This window comes from Streptomyces sp. NRRL F-5755, from assembly GCF_001279365.1.
GTDB lineage: Bacteria > Actinomycetota > Actinomycetes > Streptomycetales > Streptomycetaceae > Streptomyces > Streptomyces rimosus.
Genome location: NZ_LGCW01000023.1, coordinates 13,202 through 28,970, shown reverse-complemented (window position 1 = coordinate 28,970; position 15,769 = coordinate 13,202). Strand labels below are relative to the sequence as shown.

Below are 15,769 nucleotides of genomic sequence, written 5' to 3'. Positions count from 1 at the left end.
CCCCCCGCCCCCCTCTCCACCATCTGGGCCGACGACGCGGCCGCGATGCGGTCGATCATCGATCATCTGTACGAACTGGGGCACCGCCGCATCGTCCACATCGCCGGGCTGCCCGGTCTCGCGCACACCGAGCGCCGGGTCGCCGCCCTGCGCGCCGAGGCCGCCCGTCTCGGCCTGGACGCCGCCGAGGTCCGTTCCGTATCCACGGACTACTCCGATGAGCAGGGCGCCGAGGCCACCCGCCGCCTGCTCGCCGCTCCCCGCCCGCCCACCGCGATCGTCTACGACAACGATGTGATGGCCGTGGCGGGCGCCGCCGTGGCCGCCGGCCGCGGTGTGCCCGTACCCGCCGCCCTGTCCATCGTGGCCTGGGACGACTCCCCCCTGTGCCGCGTCACCCACCCACGTCTGACCTCCCTCGTACGCGACACCGCCGGCTTCGGCCGCCTGGCCGCCCAGGAACTGCTCTCCCTCCTCGACGGCGCCCCCACCCGCCGCCTCCAGGCCGAACTCCCCCATCTCGGACTCCGCGAAAGCACCGCCCCCGCTCCCTGATCCCGCGTCACCCAACACCCTCGGTTACCACTCGGTACGGGGAACCTCTCGGCCGTTCGGGCGCCCACCGGGCGTTTCCGGATGCGTCCGCCCGGCGTAGGGCGTGTCCTCACAACTATGAACTGGCTCCGCAGACGACTCCTGCTGCACGGCGTGGTGCCGACGGCCATCGGTACCGTCCTCGGCCTGGCCGCGACCGAGGCGGTCCCGGCCGTGGCCGCGGGCCCGTGGACCCGCCCGATCGCCGCCCATGCCCGCATCAGCTCGCCCTACGGCGTCAAGGGCGACTGGGCCGCCGGCCACCACACCGGGGTCGACTTCGCCGTCCGCACCGGTACCCCCGTCTCCTCCGTCGGCTCCGGCACCGTCATCCTGGCCAAGCGGTCGGGCGACTACGGCCTCGCCGTCACCATCCACATGACCGACGGCTACTACACCCTGTTCGGACACCTCTCCCGCATCACGGCCCGCGTCGGCCAGCGCGTCCGCGCCGGCACCCGTATCGGCTACAGCGGCGCCACCGGGCGCACCACCGGCCCCCACCTCCACTTCGAGGTCCGCAGAACCCGCCACTACGGCTCCGACATCAACCCCCTCTCCTACCTGTCCCACCGAGGCATCCGCATCACGAAACGCGCCCACCCCCATTGACCGGCCCGCATCCCGGGGCTACCGCCCGCCCCGCTCCACCGCCAGCCCCGCGTAAGAGCCCCTACTCCCTCCCCGGCAAGCCCTCCACCTCCGCCCGGTCGTACCGGCCGAGCCGGCCCGGCACCAGCCCGTTCCGCTCCGCCGTCACCTCGAACCTGCCGGCCGGCCATCCCAGCAGCGCCGCGGCCTCCTTGGCCGTGACGCTCCGTTCGATCCACCGCTGCCGCTCACCCACCACGGCCGCGACCCGCTCCCGGTCGAGCCCGTCCAGGCTCTCCAGGCTGAACATGGGGTACCCACGGAACTCCCCCACCGGCCGGAGCGTCCCCTCCTCGGCCAGCTCGCGTACGTCCTCCCGCTCGACCTCCAGCTCCATACGCTCCGCCAGCCGCTTCGCCGCGTCGATCGATCCGAGCCCGGGGTGATCACCGAGCGTTTCCCTGATCCGCTCCGCCTCACCCCGCAGGCCGTCCACCACCTCCCGCGACCAGCGCTTGCCGTCCACGTCCGGCGCCGGGATCAGCCCCCGCTGCTGGGCCCGCCCGACCTGCCACCGGTGGAGCTCCAGCTCACTCGCCAGCTGATGCGGCCCGTACGCGTCCCCCGTGACCGCCTTCCGGCGCCCGGCCTTCCCGGCGTCCTGAGCCGTCGCGTAGTTCTCGTCCCCCACCACGGACAGGATCTCCTCGACGCGGTCCGGCAGCGTCTTGGCCACCCCCTCCGACCATCGCTCGTCCCCCACGTCCGGGGGCGGAATCAGCCCCCTGGTCTCCGCCCGCCGTACGTGCCGCGGCTCGATCCCCAGCCACTCGGCCAGCTGATGCGGCCCGAACGCCCGTTCCTTGGCCATGTGCCCTCCCGTTGCCACCGCCATCGGATACCCGATCACGTACCCATGACGAAGCCCACCGGCCCCGCGAAAACCAACTTTAGGGCCCGGCACCGACACTCAACTCGCCCTGTGGACAACCCCGTTCCCACATCACCGACCAGGCGGTTGAGCTGGGAGGACCCGCGCGCCCGGCGTACTTCGCTGATGCACGACGCGAAAAAGCCCCCACCGGATCTCTCCGGTGGGGGCTTTGATTTCTGTGGACCTGAGGGGATTCGAACCCCTGACCCCCTCGTTGCGAACGAGGTGCGCTACCAGCTGCGCCACAGGCCCTTGCGACGAGTGAAACTCTAGCATCCCTGTCGGGGTGCTCAAAAATCGCTTCTCCTGCTGGTCAGGTGCGGGGGGTCACTCGTTTGCCGCGCGGGGGCGGTCGTCGTCGGCGTACTGGTCGAACAGGGGGGTGCGGCCGCGGCGGCGGGACGTGGTCGGGTGGGGACGCGGGTCGGCGGCCGGTGTCCGGCGGCGGGACTCGGTGGCGGGGCCGGAGCGGGCGGAGCTCCAGGCGTCGTCGGCGTCCAGGTCGACGTGGCTGGTGGCGCGGGGGGCCACCGGGGCCGTGACGTACGTCGGGAGCGGGACCGGGACCGGGTCCCAGCCGCCGGGCTCGGTGCGGTCGCGCTCGCGCTGCTGGTCGACCCACTCGGCGTGGTCGGTCTCCTCCACCAGGGCGCGCCGGCCGGCCGTGGACGCCGGCTCGGGACGGGCGGCGGGTGCGGCGGGGTGCGACGGGTCGGGGAGCGGGGCGGCGGCGTCCTCAGCGGGGGGTTCGTCGGCGACGGGCTGCTGGGACGCCTGCGGAGGGCGTGGCCTGCCCTCCCGCAGCCGCTGGGCCGCCGCCTCCGCCTGGCGCTGGTCCATGGTGAAGGTGAAGCGGCGGCGTTCCTGGGCGCGGAGGTAGACGATGTACGCGCTGAGGAGTATGGCCGGGATGGCCGGTGCCCACAGGAAGGCGAGGCCGCCGACGGCGGCGACGATCGTGCCGACGGTGAACGTGAGGAAGAGCACCGTGATGGTGCGCCGGCGGCGGGCCAGGACCTTGGCGCGCTTCATGCGCTCGGCGGTGGAGGGCAGGCGGGAGCCGGGCTTCTTGCGGGAGCGCGGCACGGCGCCGGACGGGGCCGGGGACCCTGCACCGGGCAGCGCACCGCCGGACGGACCGGACGGGGACGACGCCCCGCCACCGGACGACGAGGCAACCGCGGCCCCCGTACCGGGCGGCGTGGCCTCGAAGGCAGCCGCGTGCTGGCGCTGGGCGGCGGGCGGCGCTTCGTCCGCGGGCGCGTCGAAGTCCCGGACGTCGGCCGTTTCGACCGCCGCGTCCGGCTCCCGCGCGTCGCTCGCATCGTCGGTGCGGCCGCCCTGTGCCGCCAGCCCCTTGGCGTAACGGCGTTCCATGGCCGCGCGCCCGGACAGGAGCCGGATGGCGGTACTGAAGCGTTCCGTCGGCCGGGCTTCATTGAGCTCGTCCTGCCTACGGAGCCACATCGGCACCAGGTAGGCGGCCCAGGCCCCGACGATGACTGCGTAGATGAGGCCGCTGCTGCTCACGCCTCACACGGTAGAGGGGTTTGCGGGGGGCCATCCGCCAATTGGGCCGGTGTGTCGCACGATCTGGCTGATATCTCGAACTTTTTTTGTGATTGTTGAGATCAGCCGTATGCGGTTGTGAGCAATTGGTGAAATAATTCGAACACGTATTTTATTTGTGGGGCGTGCTGGGCTTCTCCCGGTGCCAGCGGTTGAGCAGCCCCTCGGGCACCTCCTCCGCGGTCAGCGCGAATACGAGGTGGTCGCGCCAGGCGCCGTCGATGTGCAGATAGCGCGGGCGCAGTCCCTCTTCGCGAAAGCCGAGTTTCTCCACGACCCGGCGGCTGGGCAGGTTCTCCGGGCGAATGCAGACCTCGATGCGGTGCAGGCCCACCGAACGGAAGCAATGGTCGACGGCGAGCGCGACCGCGGTCGGTATGACGCCCCGGCCGGCCACCGCCTCGTCGACCCAATAGCCGACGTGTCCGGAACACATCGAGCCCCAGGTGATTCCGGCCACCGTCAGCTGCCCGGCCAGCCGGCCCCGGTGCTCCACGACGAACGGCAGCATCCGGCCCGCGTGCGCCTCGGCGCGCAGGTGGCGGACCATCTGGCGGTAGGTGGGCCGGTGCGGTGCGGGGATGCCGGGCGGGGGCGGCGGGATGGTCGCTTCCCAGGGGCGCAGCCAGTCGCGGTTACGTCGGTTGACCTCGCGCCAGGCCCGCTGGTCGCGCAGCTTTATCGGGCGGAGGGCGGTGTCGCCGTCCGCCAGTACGACCGGCCAGGGGGCGTTCAGAGTGCGCTCCCGGTCGGTCCCGGCCGCCCTGTATGCGGGGCCGTTTGCGCCGTCGCTCCGGTGTCCGGGCGCGGGTGGTCGCCGCCGCGCAGCTGGTCCACCGCGTGCGGGAGGAGGTCGGCGAGTACGGCGAGGCCGTCGCGTACGCCGCCGGTGGAGCCGGGCAGGTTGACGATCAACGTACGGCCGGCGACACCGGCCAGGCCGCGGGAGAGCGCGGCGGTCGGCACCTTCGCACGGCCCGCGGCCCGGATGGCCTCCGGGATGCCGGGGACCTCGTGGTCGATCACGCGGCGGGTGACGTCGGGGGTGCGGTCGGTGGGCGAGATGCCCGTACCGCCGGTGGTCAGGACCACGTCGTACGCGGCGGTGACGGCGGCGCGCAGGGCGGCCTCCACGGGCTCGCCGTCCGGCACCACCTGCGGCCCGTCGACCGCGAAGCCCAGCGCGGTCAGCCCCTCGGCGAGCACCGGCCCGCCCTTGTCCGCGTACACACCGGCGGCCGCCCGGTTGGACGCGGTGATGACGAGGGCGCGGGGTGGGTGGGCTGGGGAAACCGCTACGTCTGCGTCCCGGGCCGCGGGCGCGGGAGCGTGGGCGTCCTCAGTGGCGTTCGGCCCCGGATTGGCCGGCTTCCGAATGTCCCGGTCAGCGCGCTCGGAAGCAGCCGTCTCCCCCGTGGCCCCCGGCCCCGGATTGGTCGCCGCGTCCGAGGTTTCACCCCGCCCCGCCTCTGCGGGTGCGTCGGGAGCCGTCCCTGGCCCCGGGTTCGCCGTCGTCCGCCGCGCGCCGTCGCCCGCGGCGTCCGGTCCCGGGTGGGCGGTGGCGTCCCGTACGTCCTGCTCCGGTTCCCGGTCCCCGGCGGTCACGACCGGCTCCAGTTGCCGGACTTGCCGCCCGTCTTCTCCTCGACGCGTACGTCGGTGACGACGGCGCCCTTGTCGACGGCCTTGACCATGTCGATCACGGTGAGGGCGGCGACCGAGACGGCGGTCAGGGCCTCCATCTCGACGCCCGTGCGGTCGGTGGTGCGGACCGTGGCCAGGATCTCCACCGCGTCGTCGGCCACGTGCAGGTCGACCTCGACGCCGGAGACCGCCAGCGGGTGGCACAGCGGGATCAGGTCGGGGGTGCGCTTGGCGCCCATGATGCCCGCGATACGGGCGGTGGCGAGCGCGTCGCCCTTCGGGACGCCCTCGCCGCGCAGCAGCTCGACCACGCGCGGCGCGACCAGCACACGGCCGCTGGCGCGGGCCGTGCGCGCGGTGACGTCCTTCCCGGACACGTCGACCATGCGGGCCGCGCCCGACGCGTCGAGGTGGGTGAGATCTTGCTGGCCGCTGCTCATCGTTCTCCCGGTCCGGACCGTGCCGCCTGTGCGACGACACCGTACCCGCAGGCGTCGGGCGTCACCCGGCTACCCGGCGAGGACGGTGCCCCCGTCTCCTCGCCCGTCTGCTCCCCGGCCCCTCACCCCAGCAACACCACCTCCACCTCCGCCCCCGCCGCGACCTCGGTCGTCTCCTCCGGGATCACGATCAGCGCGTTGGCCTGGGCCAGCGCCTTGATCAGGTGGGAGCCGGCGCCGCCGACGGGCGTGACGGTGCCGGTGTCCGCGTCGTGGCGGCCGCGGAGGAACTGCCGTCTGCCCTTCGGGGAGTCGGCGATGGCGGCGTCGCACGTGGCCAGGGAGGTGTGGCGGTGCACGTCGGGCAGGCCCATGAGCGTACGGATGGCGGGGCGTACGAACAGTTCGAAGGAGACGTACGAGCTGACCGGGTTGCCGGGCAGGGCCAGCAGCGGGGTGCGGTCGGGGCCGATGAGGCCGAAGCCCTGCGGCTTGCCGGGCTGCATGGCCAGCTTGCGGAACTCGACGACGCCCTCCTCGGCGGAGAGGTCGGCGAGGGTCTCCTTGACCACGTCGTATGCGCCGACGCTCACGCCGCCGCTGGTGACCAGGATGTCGGCGCGGATGAGCTGGTCCTCCAGGGTGGCGCGCAGCGTCTCGGCGTCGTCGGCGACCGCGCCGACCCGGTAGGCGATGGCACCCGCCGCGCGGGCCGCGGCGGTGAGCTGGAAGCTGTTGGAGTCATGGATCTGGCCGGGCGCCAGGGCCTCCCCGGGCTGGACCAGTTCGCTGCCGGTGGACAGGACCACGACCCGCGGGCGCGGCCGGACCCGGACGGTGGCGCGGCCGATGGCGGCCAACAGGCCGATCTGGGCGGGGCCGAGGAGGGTGCCGGCCGACAGGGCCAGTTCGCCGGCCGGGACGTCGCTGCCCCGGGCGCGGACGTGCTGGCGCTCGGTGACCGGGCGGTGGACCAGGACCTCGCCGCCGGCGGCCTCCGGGGCGGCGCTGTGCGCGCTCATCGCCTCGGCGGGGCCGCGGCCCGTACCGCCGTCGGTCCACTCCACGGGGACGACGGCCTCGGCGCCGGGCGGCAGCGGCGCGCCGGTCATGATGCGGGCGGCTTCGCCGGGGCCGACGGCCGGGAGTTCGGCGCTGCCCGCCGCCACGTCGCCGATCACGGTCAGCGCGGCGGGGAAGTCGGCGGTGGCGCCCGCGACGTCGGAGACCCGGACCGCGTACCCGTCCATGGAGCTGTTGTCGAACGGCGGCAGGGCGGCGGGGACGGTCACGTCCTCCACCAGGACGCAGCCCTGCGCGTCGAGCAGGTGCAGGTCGATCGGCTCCAGCGGGTGGATCTTGGACAGTACGTCGTCGAGGTGGTCGGCCACCGACCAGACGCGTTCCTGGTGGGTGGTCCGGCCGGTGGTGGCGCTCACGGTGTCACATCTCCTCGCTGACGAAGCTGCGCAGCCAGTCCCGGAACTCCGGGCCCAGGTCCTCACGTTCGCATGCCAGTCTGACAATGGCACGGAGGTAGTCGCCACGGTCGCCGGTGTCATAGCGGCGCCCCTTGAAGACCACGCCGTGCACGGGGCCGCCCAGCTCCGGATCGGCGGCGAGTGCCTGGAGGGCGTCGGTCAGCTGGATCTCGCCGCCGCGGCCCGGCTCGGTGGTGCGCAGCACCTCGAAGACGGCCGGGTCGAGGACGTACCGGCCGATGATGGCGAGATTGCTGGGCGCGTCCGCCGGATCGGGCTTTTCGACCAGGTCGGAGACGAGCACCACGTCGTCGTCGCCGTCGGGGGCGGCGGCCGCGCATCCGTAGAGGTGGATCTGCGCGGGGTCGACCTCCATGAGGGCGATGACGGAGCCGCCGTGCCGCTCCCGCACCTCGATCATGCGCTGGAGCAGCGGGTCGCGCGGGTCGATCAGGTCGTCGCCGAGCAGCACCGCGAAGGGCTGGTCGCCGACGTGCGGGGCGGCGCACAGCACGGCGTGCCCCAGGCCCTTGGGGTCGCCCTGGCGGACGTAGTGCATGGTCGCCAGGTCGCTGGACTCCTGGACCCGGGCGAGCCGGGACTCGTCGCCCTTGCGGTCCAGCGCCTCTTCGAGCTCGTAGTTGCGGTCGAAGTGGTCCTCAAGGGGACGCTTGTTGCGTCCGGTGACCATCAGGACATCGCTGAGCCCGGCGGTGGCGGCCTCTTCCACGACGTACTGGATGGCGGGTTTGTCGACGACCGGCAGCATCTCCTTGGGCGTGGCCTTGGTCGCCGGGAGGAAGCGGGTCCCGAGACCGGCTGCCGGAATGACAGCCTTGGTGATCCGAGTACGCGATGGAGTCATGCGGATCACGATAACCGGCGCTTTGCGCCGGAAGATGGGGTCCTGAGAACGGGTCACAGGAGCGGGAGCGGCGGCGCATCATGGGCGGTTACGACGGTACGAAGTACGGGTTGCGGCGCGCCCTCCTGGACGTGAGGGCGCAGTTGCCGCCGGATGAAGTCCGGGCGACGGGGGCGGTACTGGCGCGCCGCGCGCTGGCGCTGCCGGAGTTGGCGCGGGCGCGGACGGTCGCCGCGTACGTGTCGGTGGGGCGCGAGCCGTCCACGCGCGCGCTGTTGGACCAGCTGCGCGCCGCCGGGACGCGGGTGCTGCTGCCCGTACTGATGCCGGACAACGACCTGGACTGGGCCCCGTACGAGGGCGCCGACGGCCTCGTACGCGCCGGACGCGGGCTGCTGGAGCCCGCCGGGCCCCGGCTGGGCCCGCAGGGCGTCACCGAGGCCGACGCGGTGCTGCTGCCGGGCCTGGCGGTGGACCGGCGCGGGCTGCGGCTGGGGCGAGGCGGCGGTTCGTACGACCGGGTACTGGAGCGCCTGGAGAAGGCGCGGGTACAGCCCGCACGGGTGGTGCTGCTGTACGACACGGAGGTGCTGCCGGAGGTACCGGTGGAGGAGCACGACCGGCCGGTGGACGCGGCGGTGACGCCGGGGGGTGTGCACCGGTTCGGCGGGTAGGGGGCGGTCCGGACGGTACGGCCGGTACAGGAACGTACGTACCCAGCGCGCGTCTCCCCCTCACGTGCTTCTCCCCCCTCCGCGTACCACCCCCGTAAAAACCACCGGGCGGGCCCGAAGATCTTCGGGCCCGCCCGGCCTACGAGGTCAGCACCCCATCGCGGGGTCCGTCACGGCGACAGCGTGAGCGTGTCCTTGGCCGCCGCCTTCACCGCCTGCTGGGAGAAGGCCCACGGGAGCAGTTCGCCCTTGGCCCACTTGTCCGTCTGGTCGTAGTAGTGCGCGTTGTACGCGTGGCCGGAGGCGCCGGTCAGGTTGATCCAGCGCGACTTGTCCAAGTCGGCCAGGTTGACGACCATCCGCATGGACGGGACCCAGGTGACGCCGTAGCCGCCGGCCGCGTTCCAGCCGGTGGCGTCGACGGCCGCCTCGCCGCCGCCCATGTTCCAGGGGCCGCGGTTGAACAGGCCCTGGAGCAGGCCCGGGCCGCTGGTGCCCAGGGTCTGGTTCTTCAGGGTCATCTGGTGCAGGCGGCCCCAGCTCCAGTTGTCGACATTCTTGCCGAGCTTGCTGGTCAGCTCGTAGCGCGCGTCCTTCATGGCGTGCCGGAGGAGCTGGTCGCGGTTGGCGTCGAGGACGCGGCCGGGCCGGGACTCGGTCTTCCACCAGTCGTTCTTCGGGTCCTCCAGGATGGACCGCACGACCTCGAACCAGCGGTCGCCGCCGTCCGGCTGCGCCTGGTCCGGGTCCCGCTCGCCGCACTCGCGCACCAGCTTGTCCTGGTCGTCGACCGGGCCGGTGTCGTTGGCCGCGCGGACGTTGAGGCACTGGCCCTTGACCCGCAGCTCCTTGGGCATCTTGTTGCCGAAGGCCAGCTTGAGGGTGTTGCGCCAGACCGCGTTGAAGTACGCGGCCGCCGCCGAGTCGGGCTCCTGGGTGTAGTCCCAGCCCTCCAGCAGCTTCTGCGCCTCGCGGACGTACGCGTCGTTGACGTCGATCTTCAGCAGGTAGGGCGTCAGCAGCTTGGCGATCTCGCTGCTGTTGTCCTTCTGCATGGTCTGCATGTCGTCGGTGGAGACCTTGCCGCCGTCCTTGATCTTCGACTGGATGAGGTCGTTGATCCGCTGGCTGCGGGCGCCGTAGCCCCAGTCCTTGGTCAGCAGGTACGGGTACTTGTCCGGGTCGATGACGGCCTGGTTGGCGGTGACGATGTAGCCGCGCGCCGGGTTGTACTCGTTGGGCAGCGCCGACTGGGGCACGTCGCCGGTCCACTGGGCCTTCGGGTCCCAGCCGGGGGCGGGCAGTGTGCCGTCGTAGCCCTTGCCGCGCACCGGGATGCGGCCCGGCGCCTGGTAGCCGATGTTGCCCTTGGTGTCGGCGTAGATCAGGTTCTGCGACGGCACCTCGAAGTGCGAGGCGGCCTTGCGGAAGTCCGTCCAGTTCCTGGCCCGGTTCAGCTCGAAGACCGCGTCCATGGAGCGGCCCGGGTCCAGGGCGGTCCAGCGCAGCGAGACGCCGTAGCCGTCGCCGCGGTCCGGCGCCGCGTTGCCGACCGGGGCCTGCTTGCCGACCCGGGTCATCTCGTCGTCGCGGTCGGAGATCAGCGGGCCGTTGTTGGTGGAGCGGACCGTGATCTCACGGCTCGCGCCGCCGGCGACCTTGATGGTCTCCTTGCGGGTCTTGAAGGGCTCCAGCTTGTCCTTGTACAGGTACCCGTTGGCGTTGATCTTCTCCAGGTACAGGTCGGTGACATCGGCGCCGAGGTTGGTCATGCCCCAGGAGATGTCCTGGTTGTGGCCGATGACCACGCCGGGCATGCCGGAGAAGGTGTAGCCGGCCACGTCGTAGTTGCACTTGGCGCTGGTGGTGCGGCAGTGCAGGCCCATCTGGTACCAGAGCGACGGCATCTGGGGGGCCAGGTGCGGGTCGTTGGCCAGCAGCGGCTTGCCGGTGGTGGTGTGCGCCCCGGAGACGACCCAGGAGTTGGACCCGATGCCGTTGCCGTTGGGGCCGAGCAGCGCCGGGATCTTCTCCAGGGACTTGGAGACGGAGGAGAGCTGGGACTTCAGGCCCTGGGTGGCGGCGGAGGCGGAGTTGGTTCCGGTGCCGGGGTTGGTGCCCGTACCCGTACCTGTACCGCTGCTGTTACCCGCGCCATTACCCGAACCGGCACCGTTACCCGTACCGGTGCCGTTACCGGTGTTCGTACCGGAGCTGTTCGGCGACTGCGAGTTGCCGCTCGGGGTGGCCTTGGCGTCGAACTCCTTGGTGGCCGGGTTGACCGCGCCGCCCTCGACGATCGGCTTGTTCCGCTTGGCCGGGTACTTCGGGTACAGCTGGTCGATCTGGGTCTGGCTGAAGCGGCTGGTGAGCAGGGCGCGGTCGATCTCCTCCTGCATGTTGCCGCGCAGGTCCCAGGCCATGGCCTTGAGCCAGGCCACCGAGTCGACCGGGGTCCACTTGCCGGGCTTGTAGTCGTTCTGGAAGCCGAGCGCCGCGTACTCCAGGGAGAGCGCCGAGCCCTCGTGGTCCTTGAGGTAGGCGTTGACGCCGTCGGCGTACGCCTGGAGGTACTTCTTCGTCTGCGGGGAGAGCTTGGTGTCGAACTCCCGCTGGGCGACGTCGTGCCAGCCGAGCGTCCGCAGGAAGGCGTCGGTGTCGACCTGGCTCTGGCCGAACATCTCGGAGAGGCGGCCGGCCGTCATGTGGCGGCGTACGTCCATCTCCCAGAAGCGGTCCTGGGCCTGTACGAAGCCCTGGGCGCGGAAGAGGTCCTCGTCGGTGTCGGCGTAGATCTGCGGGATGCCGTTGGCGTCGCGCGAGACGTCGACGGGGGCGCTCAGACCGGCCAGCTTCAGTGAACCGGTGGTCTGCGGGTACGAGGCGCGGACGGTGCTGACGCCCCAGTACGCGCCGTAGCCGATGCCCGCCACGAGCAGAAGCACGACCGTGATCGCGACGAGGCGGCCGCGCCGCCCCTTCTTCTTGGGTTTCTTCGCAGCCTTGTCAGGGGCGGGGGCGGACTTGTTGGCGGGCATCTCTGTCCTTCGAGGGGCAGGGTGGGAGTGCTGGAGCAACCATAGGCGCACGGGTCCGCGGAGCCCTACGCGGTGTAGCCGACGGCACCTCCAAGATTCAAGCAATGGTAAATTGTTAGCCTCAGTAACTAGATACAGTAAGGAAAGACCGACCGCTCCACCCTGTGCCCGACCCCCGTGCCCGATCCGGCCCGCCACGAGGAAGGACCAGCTCCTGACTGTCGACCACCTCAACGAACTCCTGCTGATCTGCGCCCTCGTCCTGCTCGTCGCGGTGGCCGCGGTCCGCGTCTCCTCCCGGAGCGGGCTGCCCAGCCTGCTCATCTATCTGGGCATAGGCATCGCCATAGGGCAGGACGGTTTCGGCGGCGTCGTCTTCGACAACGCCGAACTGACCCAGATACTGGGCTACACCGCGCTGGTGGTGATCCTGGCCGAGGGCGGCCTCGGCACGAAGTGGAAAGAGATCAGACCGGCGCTGCCCAGGGCCGCGGTGCTGTCGACGTTCGGCGTCGCGGTGAGCGTGGGGGTCACCGCGGCCGGGGCCCACTACCTCGTCGGCCTGGACTGGCGTCAGGCGCTGCTCATCGGCGCCGTGGTGTCCTCCACGGACGCGGCGGCGGTCTTCTCCGTACTGCGCAACGTGCCGCTGCCCGCCCGGCTGACCGGTGTCCTGGAGGCCGAGTCCGGCTTCAACGACGCCCCCGTCGTGATCCTCGTCGTGGCCTTCTCCACCGCCGGGCCGGTGGACCACTGGTACGTCCTGATCGGCGAGATCGCGCTGGAGCTGGCGATCGGCGCAGCCATCGGCCTGGCCGTCGGCTGGCTGGGCGCGTACGGCATGCGGCACGTGGCGCTGCCCGCCTCCGGCCTCTACCCGATCGCGGTGATGGCCATCGCCGTCTCCGCCTACGCGGCCGGCGCGCTGGCGCACGGCTCCGGGTTCCTCGCGGTCTACCTGGCCGCGCTGGTCCTCGGCAACGCGAAACTGCCGCACTCGGCCGCCACCCGCGGCTTCGCCGAAGGACTCGGCTGGATCGGCCAGATCGGCATGTTCGTACTGCTCGGCCTGCTGGTCACGCCGCACACGCTGTACGACGACGCCGTACCGGCCCTGGTCATCGGCCTGATCCTGACGATCGTGGCCCGGCCCACCTCGGTGTTCCTGGGGCTGCTCCCCTTCAAGGTGCCCTGGCGCGAGAAGGCCCTGCTCTCCTGGGCCGGACTGCGCGGTGCCGTGCCGATCGTGCTGGCCACCATCCCCATGGTGGGCGGCGTGCCCGGCAGCGACCGGGTCTTCAACATCGTCTTCATCCTGGTCGTCGTCTACACGATCATCCAGGGGCCGACGCTGCCCTGGCTGGCCAGGAAGCTGCGCCTGGGGGACGACGAGGAGGCCGCCGACCTGGGGATCGAGTCGGCGCCGCTGGAGCGGCTGCGCGGCCATCTGCTGTCCACCACGATCGCCCCGAAGTCGCGGATGCACGGCGTGGAGATCAGCGAGCTGCGGCTGCCGCCGGGCGCCGCGGTCACCCTCGTCGTACGGGACGGGACCAGCTTCGTACCGTCGCCGACGACCGTGCTGCGGCGCGGCGACGACCTCCTGGTCGTGGCCACGGACCCGGTGCGGGACGCGGTCGAGAACCGGCTCCGGGCGGTCTCCCGGCACGGCAAGCTGGCCGGCTGGCTGGCGCCGGGCACGCCCGGCGGGCGGCGGCCCGTCAAGAAGCCGGGAGTACGGCCGGGCGACCAATCCGGCGAACGGCCGCGGGGGAAGGCCGGCAAGCCCGGCAAGCATCCGGACGGCAGGACCGGAGGGCGGCCGCCGCATACACCGGCACGGTGAGCGAGACGGCGGAAAAACGATGGGAAGCCCTGGTCGGTACCAGGGCTTTCCGCGTATCGGCCTGTACTATGACATGGCAATCAAAGGAACCAACTCTGCCTGACGCAGAGCTGGCGCGACCGCTCGGCGGCCGCGGTCCCCTGCCACACGCAGCCACCTCCCAGGTGCGGACCACGCGGTATCACTCGGTCCAGCGCGAGAGGACAGCTCTCGGCGCGCACCCCGTGACAACCTCTCGGGCAGCGCGCTACCAGGCGGCAGAAAGGCTCGGCCGTGGCATCCGCGGTCAAGGACAACGCGGGCAAGGGGACCCCGGGCGAAACCGCCCAGGACACGACCGCCCCTGCCCAGCAGACTCCGGTCAAGGGAGCCCGTCCCGGTTACGGGCAGCTGCTGCGCACCCCCGGCGCGTGGGCGTTCCTGCTGCCGGGCTTCCTGGCCCGCCAGCCCTTCGCGATGCTGACGTTCAGCATCCTGCTCCTCGTCCAGCACACCACCGGCTCGTACGGCACCGCCGGTGTCGTCTCCGCGGTGACCGGCGTCTCGATGGCGCTGTTCGCGCCGCAGAGCGGCAAGCTGGCGGACCGCTTCGGGCAGCGCGCGGTGCTCGTGCCCGGCGTACTGGTGCACGCAGCGGCGGTCACCGCGCTGATCACGCTGGCGCTCTCGCACGCCCCCCTGTGGGCGCTGCTGGTCATCGCCGTACCGACCGGCGCCTCGACGCCGCAGATCGGCCCGATGGTGCGCTCCCGGTGGGCGGCCAAGCTGACCGGCACTCCTCTGATGCCGACGTCCACCGCGTTCGAGTCGGTCACCGACGAGTTCACCTTCGTGATCGGCTCGGTGCTGGCGACCGCGCTGTGCACCGGCATCCACCCGGCGGCCGGCCTGATCGCCGAGGGTGCCCTGACGCTGGGCGGCGGCCTGCTCTTCGCGGCGCAGCGGCGCAGCCAGCCGCCGGTCCACCGGTCCGCCGACAGCTCCGCCAAGCGCGTCTCCGCACTGTCGGTGCCGGGCCTGCGGGTCCTGATCGCGGCCCTCTTCGGCATCGGCACGGTCTTCGGCGGCATGCAGGTCTCCCTCACGGCCTTCACCGAGGACATCGGGCAGCCCGGCATCAACGGCCTGCTGTACGGCGTCTTCGCGGCGGGCAACATGCTCGCCGGCATCGTCTGCGGCGCGATCGCCTGGAAGGTCGGCCCCCGGCGCCGCCTGCTGGTCGCGTACGCGCTGCTGGTGCTGATGACCACCCCGCTGTGGGCGGTGGCCGTGGCGCCGCTGATGGGTGTGGTGGGCCTCCTGGTGGGCCTGTGCATCGCGCCCGCGCTGATCACCGGCTACACCCTGATCGACTCGCTGGTCCCCGCCGCGGCCCGTACCGAGGCGTTCACGTGGCTGACCGGCGCGGTCGGCCTCGGCCAGGCGGCGGCGTCCACGGTCGCCGGCCTGATGGCGGACCACTTCGGTCCGCATGCCGGATTCCTGGTGCCGCTGTGCGGTACGGGACTGGCGCTGGTGGTGCTGGCGGTGTTCCGGGGACACCTGGTGCCGCGCTCCGAAACCCGGGTCGTCGGACGTGGGGTCGGTCACCGAACCCCGGCAACAGTGGACTGACGGGCCGGAATACTGCACTATGGAGCGTCGTTAGCACTCATCGAGTGAGAGTGCCAGGAGGAAGTCACAGTGCCGACCTACCAGTATCAGTGCACCGCGTGCGGCGAGGGCCTTGAGGCGGTGCAGAAGTTCACCGACGACGCGCTCACCGAGTGCCCCGCCTGCCAGGGACGTCTGAAGAAGGTGTTCTCCGCGGTCGGCATCGTGTTCAAGGGCTCCGGGTTCTACCGGAACGACAGCCGCGGCTCGTCGTCCAGCAGCAGCCCCGCGTCGTCCTCCTCGTCCTCGGCGAGCTCCTCGTCGTCCTCGGGTTCCTCGTCGTCCTCGGGCAGCGAGTCGAAGGCGTCCAGCGGCTCTTCGAGCTCCTCGGGCTCCAGCTCGACGCCCAGCACGTCGGCTGCCTGAGCGGCGCCTCGCGCCCGGCAACTCTTCGCGGAAGCCCCGCCGTCCATGACCTCATGGATGGCGGGGCTTTCGGC

General features: G+C 71.9%; 14 protein-coding genes and 1 tRNA gene. 6 read left to right on the top strand and 9 right to left on the bottom strand.

The genetic code is table 11. The features are described 5' to 3' along the window. On the top strand, positions 1-555 hold a 555-nt coding region (locus tag ADK86_RS04530; RefSeq protein WP_159393774.1), incomplete at its 5' end, for a substrate-binding domain-containing protein. 117 nt (positions 556-672) lie between these two features. Continuing rightward, on the top strand, positions 673-1,206 hold the full coding sequence (locus tag ADK86_RS04525; RefSeq protein ID WP_053695398.1) for a M23 family metallopeptidase: 534 nt from the start codon (positions 673-675) through the stop codon (positions 1,204-1,206). Positions 1,207-1,267: 61 nt separating this feature from the next. On the opposite strand, the gene ADK86_RS04520 is transcribed toward ADK86_RS04525, so the two are convergent. The 8 genes from ADK86_RS04520 to galU form a co-directional block, all read right to left on the bottom strand. Next, a complete protein-coding gene (locus tag ADK86_RS04520) occupies positions 1,268-2,056 on the bottom strand; it encodes a hypothetical protein (RefSeq protein WP_053695397.1) in 789 nt (262 codons plus the stop codon). Between the two features lie 242 nt (positions 2,057-2,298). Further along, a tRNA-Ala gene (locus ADK86_RS04515) sits at positions 2,299-2,371 on the bottom strand. Positions 2,372-2,446: 75 nt separating this feature from the next. After that, on the bottom strand, positions 2,447-3,649 hold the full coding sequence (gene glpR, locus ADK86_RS04510) for a gephyrin-like molybdotransferase receptor GlpR (protein ID WP_053695396.1): 1,203 nt from the start codon (positions 3,647-3,649) through the stop codon (positions 2,447-2,449). A 151-nt stretch (positions 3,650-3,800) separates the two neighbouring features. Beyond that, the gene (locus ADK86_RS04505; RefSeq protein WP_063760993.1) at positions 3,801-4,424 is read right to left on the bottom strand and encodes a GNAT family N-acetyltransferase; all 624 of its coding nucleotides are present in this window, start codon (positions 4,422-4,424) and stop codon (positions 3,801-3,803) included. Next, on the bottom strand, positions 4,421-4,948 hold the full coding sequence (locus ADK86_RS43675) for a MogA/MoaB family molybdenum cofactor biosynthesis protein (protein WP_053695401.1): 528 nt from the start codon (positions 4,946-4,948) through the stop codon (positions 4,421-4,423). The genes ADK86_RS04505 and ADK86_RS43675 overlap by 4 nt, the downstream gene beginning before the upstream one ends. A gap of 341 nt (positions 4,949-5,289) precedes the next feature. Continuing rightward, positions 5,290-5,772 carry a cyclic pyranopterin monophosphate synthase MoaC gene (gene moaC, locus ADK86_RS04495; protein WP_053695395.1) on the bottom strand — a complete coding sequence of 161 codons (483 nt, stop codon included), beginning with the start codon at positions 5,770-5,772 and terminating at the stop codon, positions 5,290-5,292. Positions 5,773-5,894: 122 nt separating this feature from the next. Beyond that, a complete protein-coding gene (gene glp, locus ADK86_RS04490; protein ID WP_053695394.1) occupies positions 5,895-7,211 on the bottom strand; it encodes a gephyrin-like molybdotransferase Glp in 1,317 nt (438 codons plus the stop codon). A 4-nt stretch (positions 7,212-7,215) separates the two neighbouring features. Then, positions 7,216-8,118 carry a UTP--glucose-1-phosphate uridylyltransferase GalU gene (gene galU, locus ADK86_RS04485; RefSeq protein WP_053695400.1) on the bottom strand — a complete coding sequence of 301 codons (903 nt, stop codon included), beginning with the start codon at positions 8,116-8,118 and terminating at the stop codon, positions 7,216-7,218. Positions 8,119-8,198: 80 nt separating this feature from the next. On the opposite strand from galU, the gene ADK86_RS04480 reads away from it, so the two are divergent. Then, complete coding sequence (locus tag ADK86_RS04480; RefSeq protein ID WP_053695393.1) at positions 8,199-8,792, top strand: 5-formyltetrahydrofolate cyclo-ligase; 594 nt, start codon at positions 8,199-8,201, stop codon at positions 8,790-8,792. A 170-nt stretch (positions 8,793-8,962) separates the two neighbouring features. Here ADK86_RS04480 and ADK86_RS04475 read toward each other — a convergent pair whose 3' ends face one another. Then, positions 8,963-11,830, bottom strand: coding sequence for a penicillin acylase family protein (locus tag ADK86_RS04475; RefSeq protein WP_053695392.1), 2,868 nt, complete (start codon positions 11,828-11,830; stop codon positions 8,963-8,965). 274 nt (positions 11,831-12,104) lie between these two features. Here ADK86_RS04475 and ADK86_RS04470 point away from each other — a divergent pair, with 274 nt between their 5' ends. From ADK86_RS04470 to ADK86_RS40480, 3 genes are all read left to right on the top strand, one after another. Next, the gene (locus ADK86_RS04470) at positions 12,105-13,676 is read left to right on the top strand and encodes a potassium/proton antiporter (protein WP_053695391.1); all 1,572 of its coding nucleotides are present in this window, start codon (positions 12,105-12,107) and stop codon (positions 13,674-13,676) included. A 393-nt stretch (positions 13,677-14,069) separates the two neighbouring features. Then, positions 14,070-15,290, top strand: coding sequence for an MFS transporter (locus ADK86_RS04465; RefSeq protein ID WP_053695399.1), 1,221 nt, complete (start codon positions 14,070-14,072; stop codon positions 15,288-15,290). 69 nt (positions 15,291-15,359) lie between these two features. After that, positions 15,360-15,695, top strand: a complete 336-nt coding sequence (locus ADK86_RS40480) for an FmdB family zinc ribbon protein (protein WP_078951795.1) — start codon at positions 15,360-15,362, stop codon at positions 15,693-15,695. Positions 15,696-15,769: the final 74 nt, after the last annotated feature.

What these genes read in the sequence shown, in the direction of transcription:
- ADK86_RS04525 (WP_053695398.1), top strand. Translation starts at nt 673, where the DNA reads ATGAACTGGCTCCGCAGACGACTCCTGCTGCACGGCGTGGTGCCGACG.
- ADK86_RS04520 (WP_053695397.1), bottom strand. Translation starts at nt 2,056, where the DNA reads ATGGCCAAGGAACGGGCGTTCGGGCCGCATCAGCTGGCCGAGTGGCTG.
- moaC (WP_053695395.1), bottom strand. Translation starts at nt 5,772, where the DNA reads ATGAGCAGCGGCCAGCAAGATCTCACCCACCTCGACGCGTCGGGCGCG.
- galU (WP_053695400.1), bottom strand. Translation starts at nt 8,118, where the DNA reads ATGACTCCATCGCGTACTCGGATCACCAAGGCTGTCATTCCGGCAGCC.
- ADK86_RS04480 (WP_053695393.1), top strand. Translation starts at nt 8,199, where the DNA reads ATGGGCGGTTACGACGGTACGAAGTACGGGTTGCGGCGCGCCCTCCTG.
- ADK86_RS04475 (WP_053695392.1), bottom strand. Translation starts at nt 11,830, where the DNA reads ATGCCCGCCAACAAGTCCGCCCCCGCCCCTGACAAGGCTGCGAAGAAA.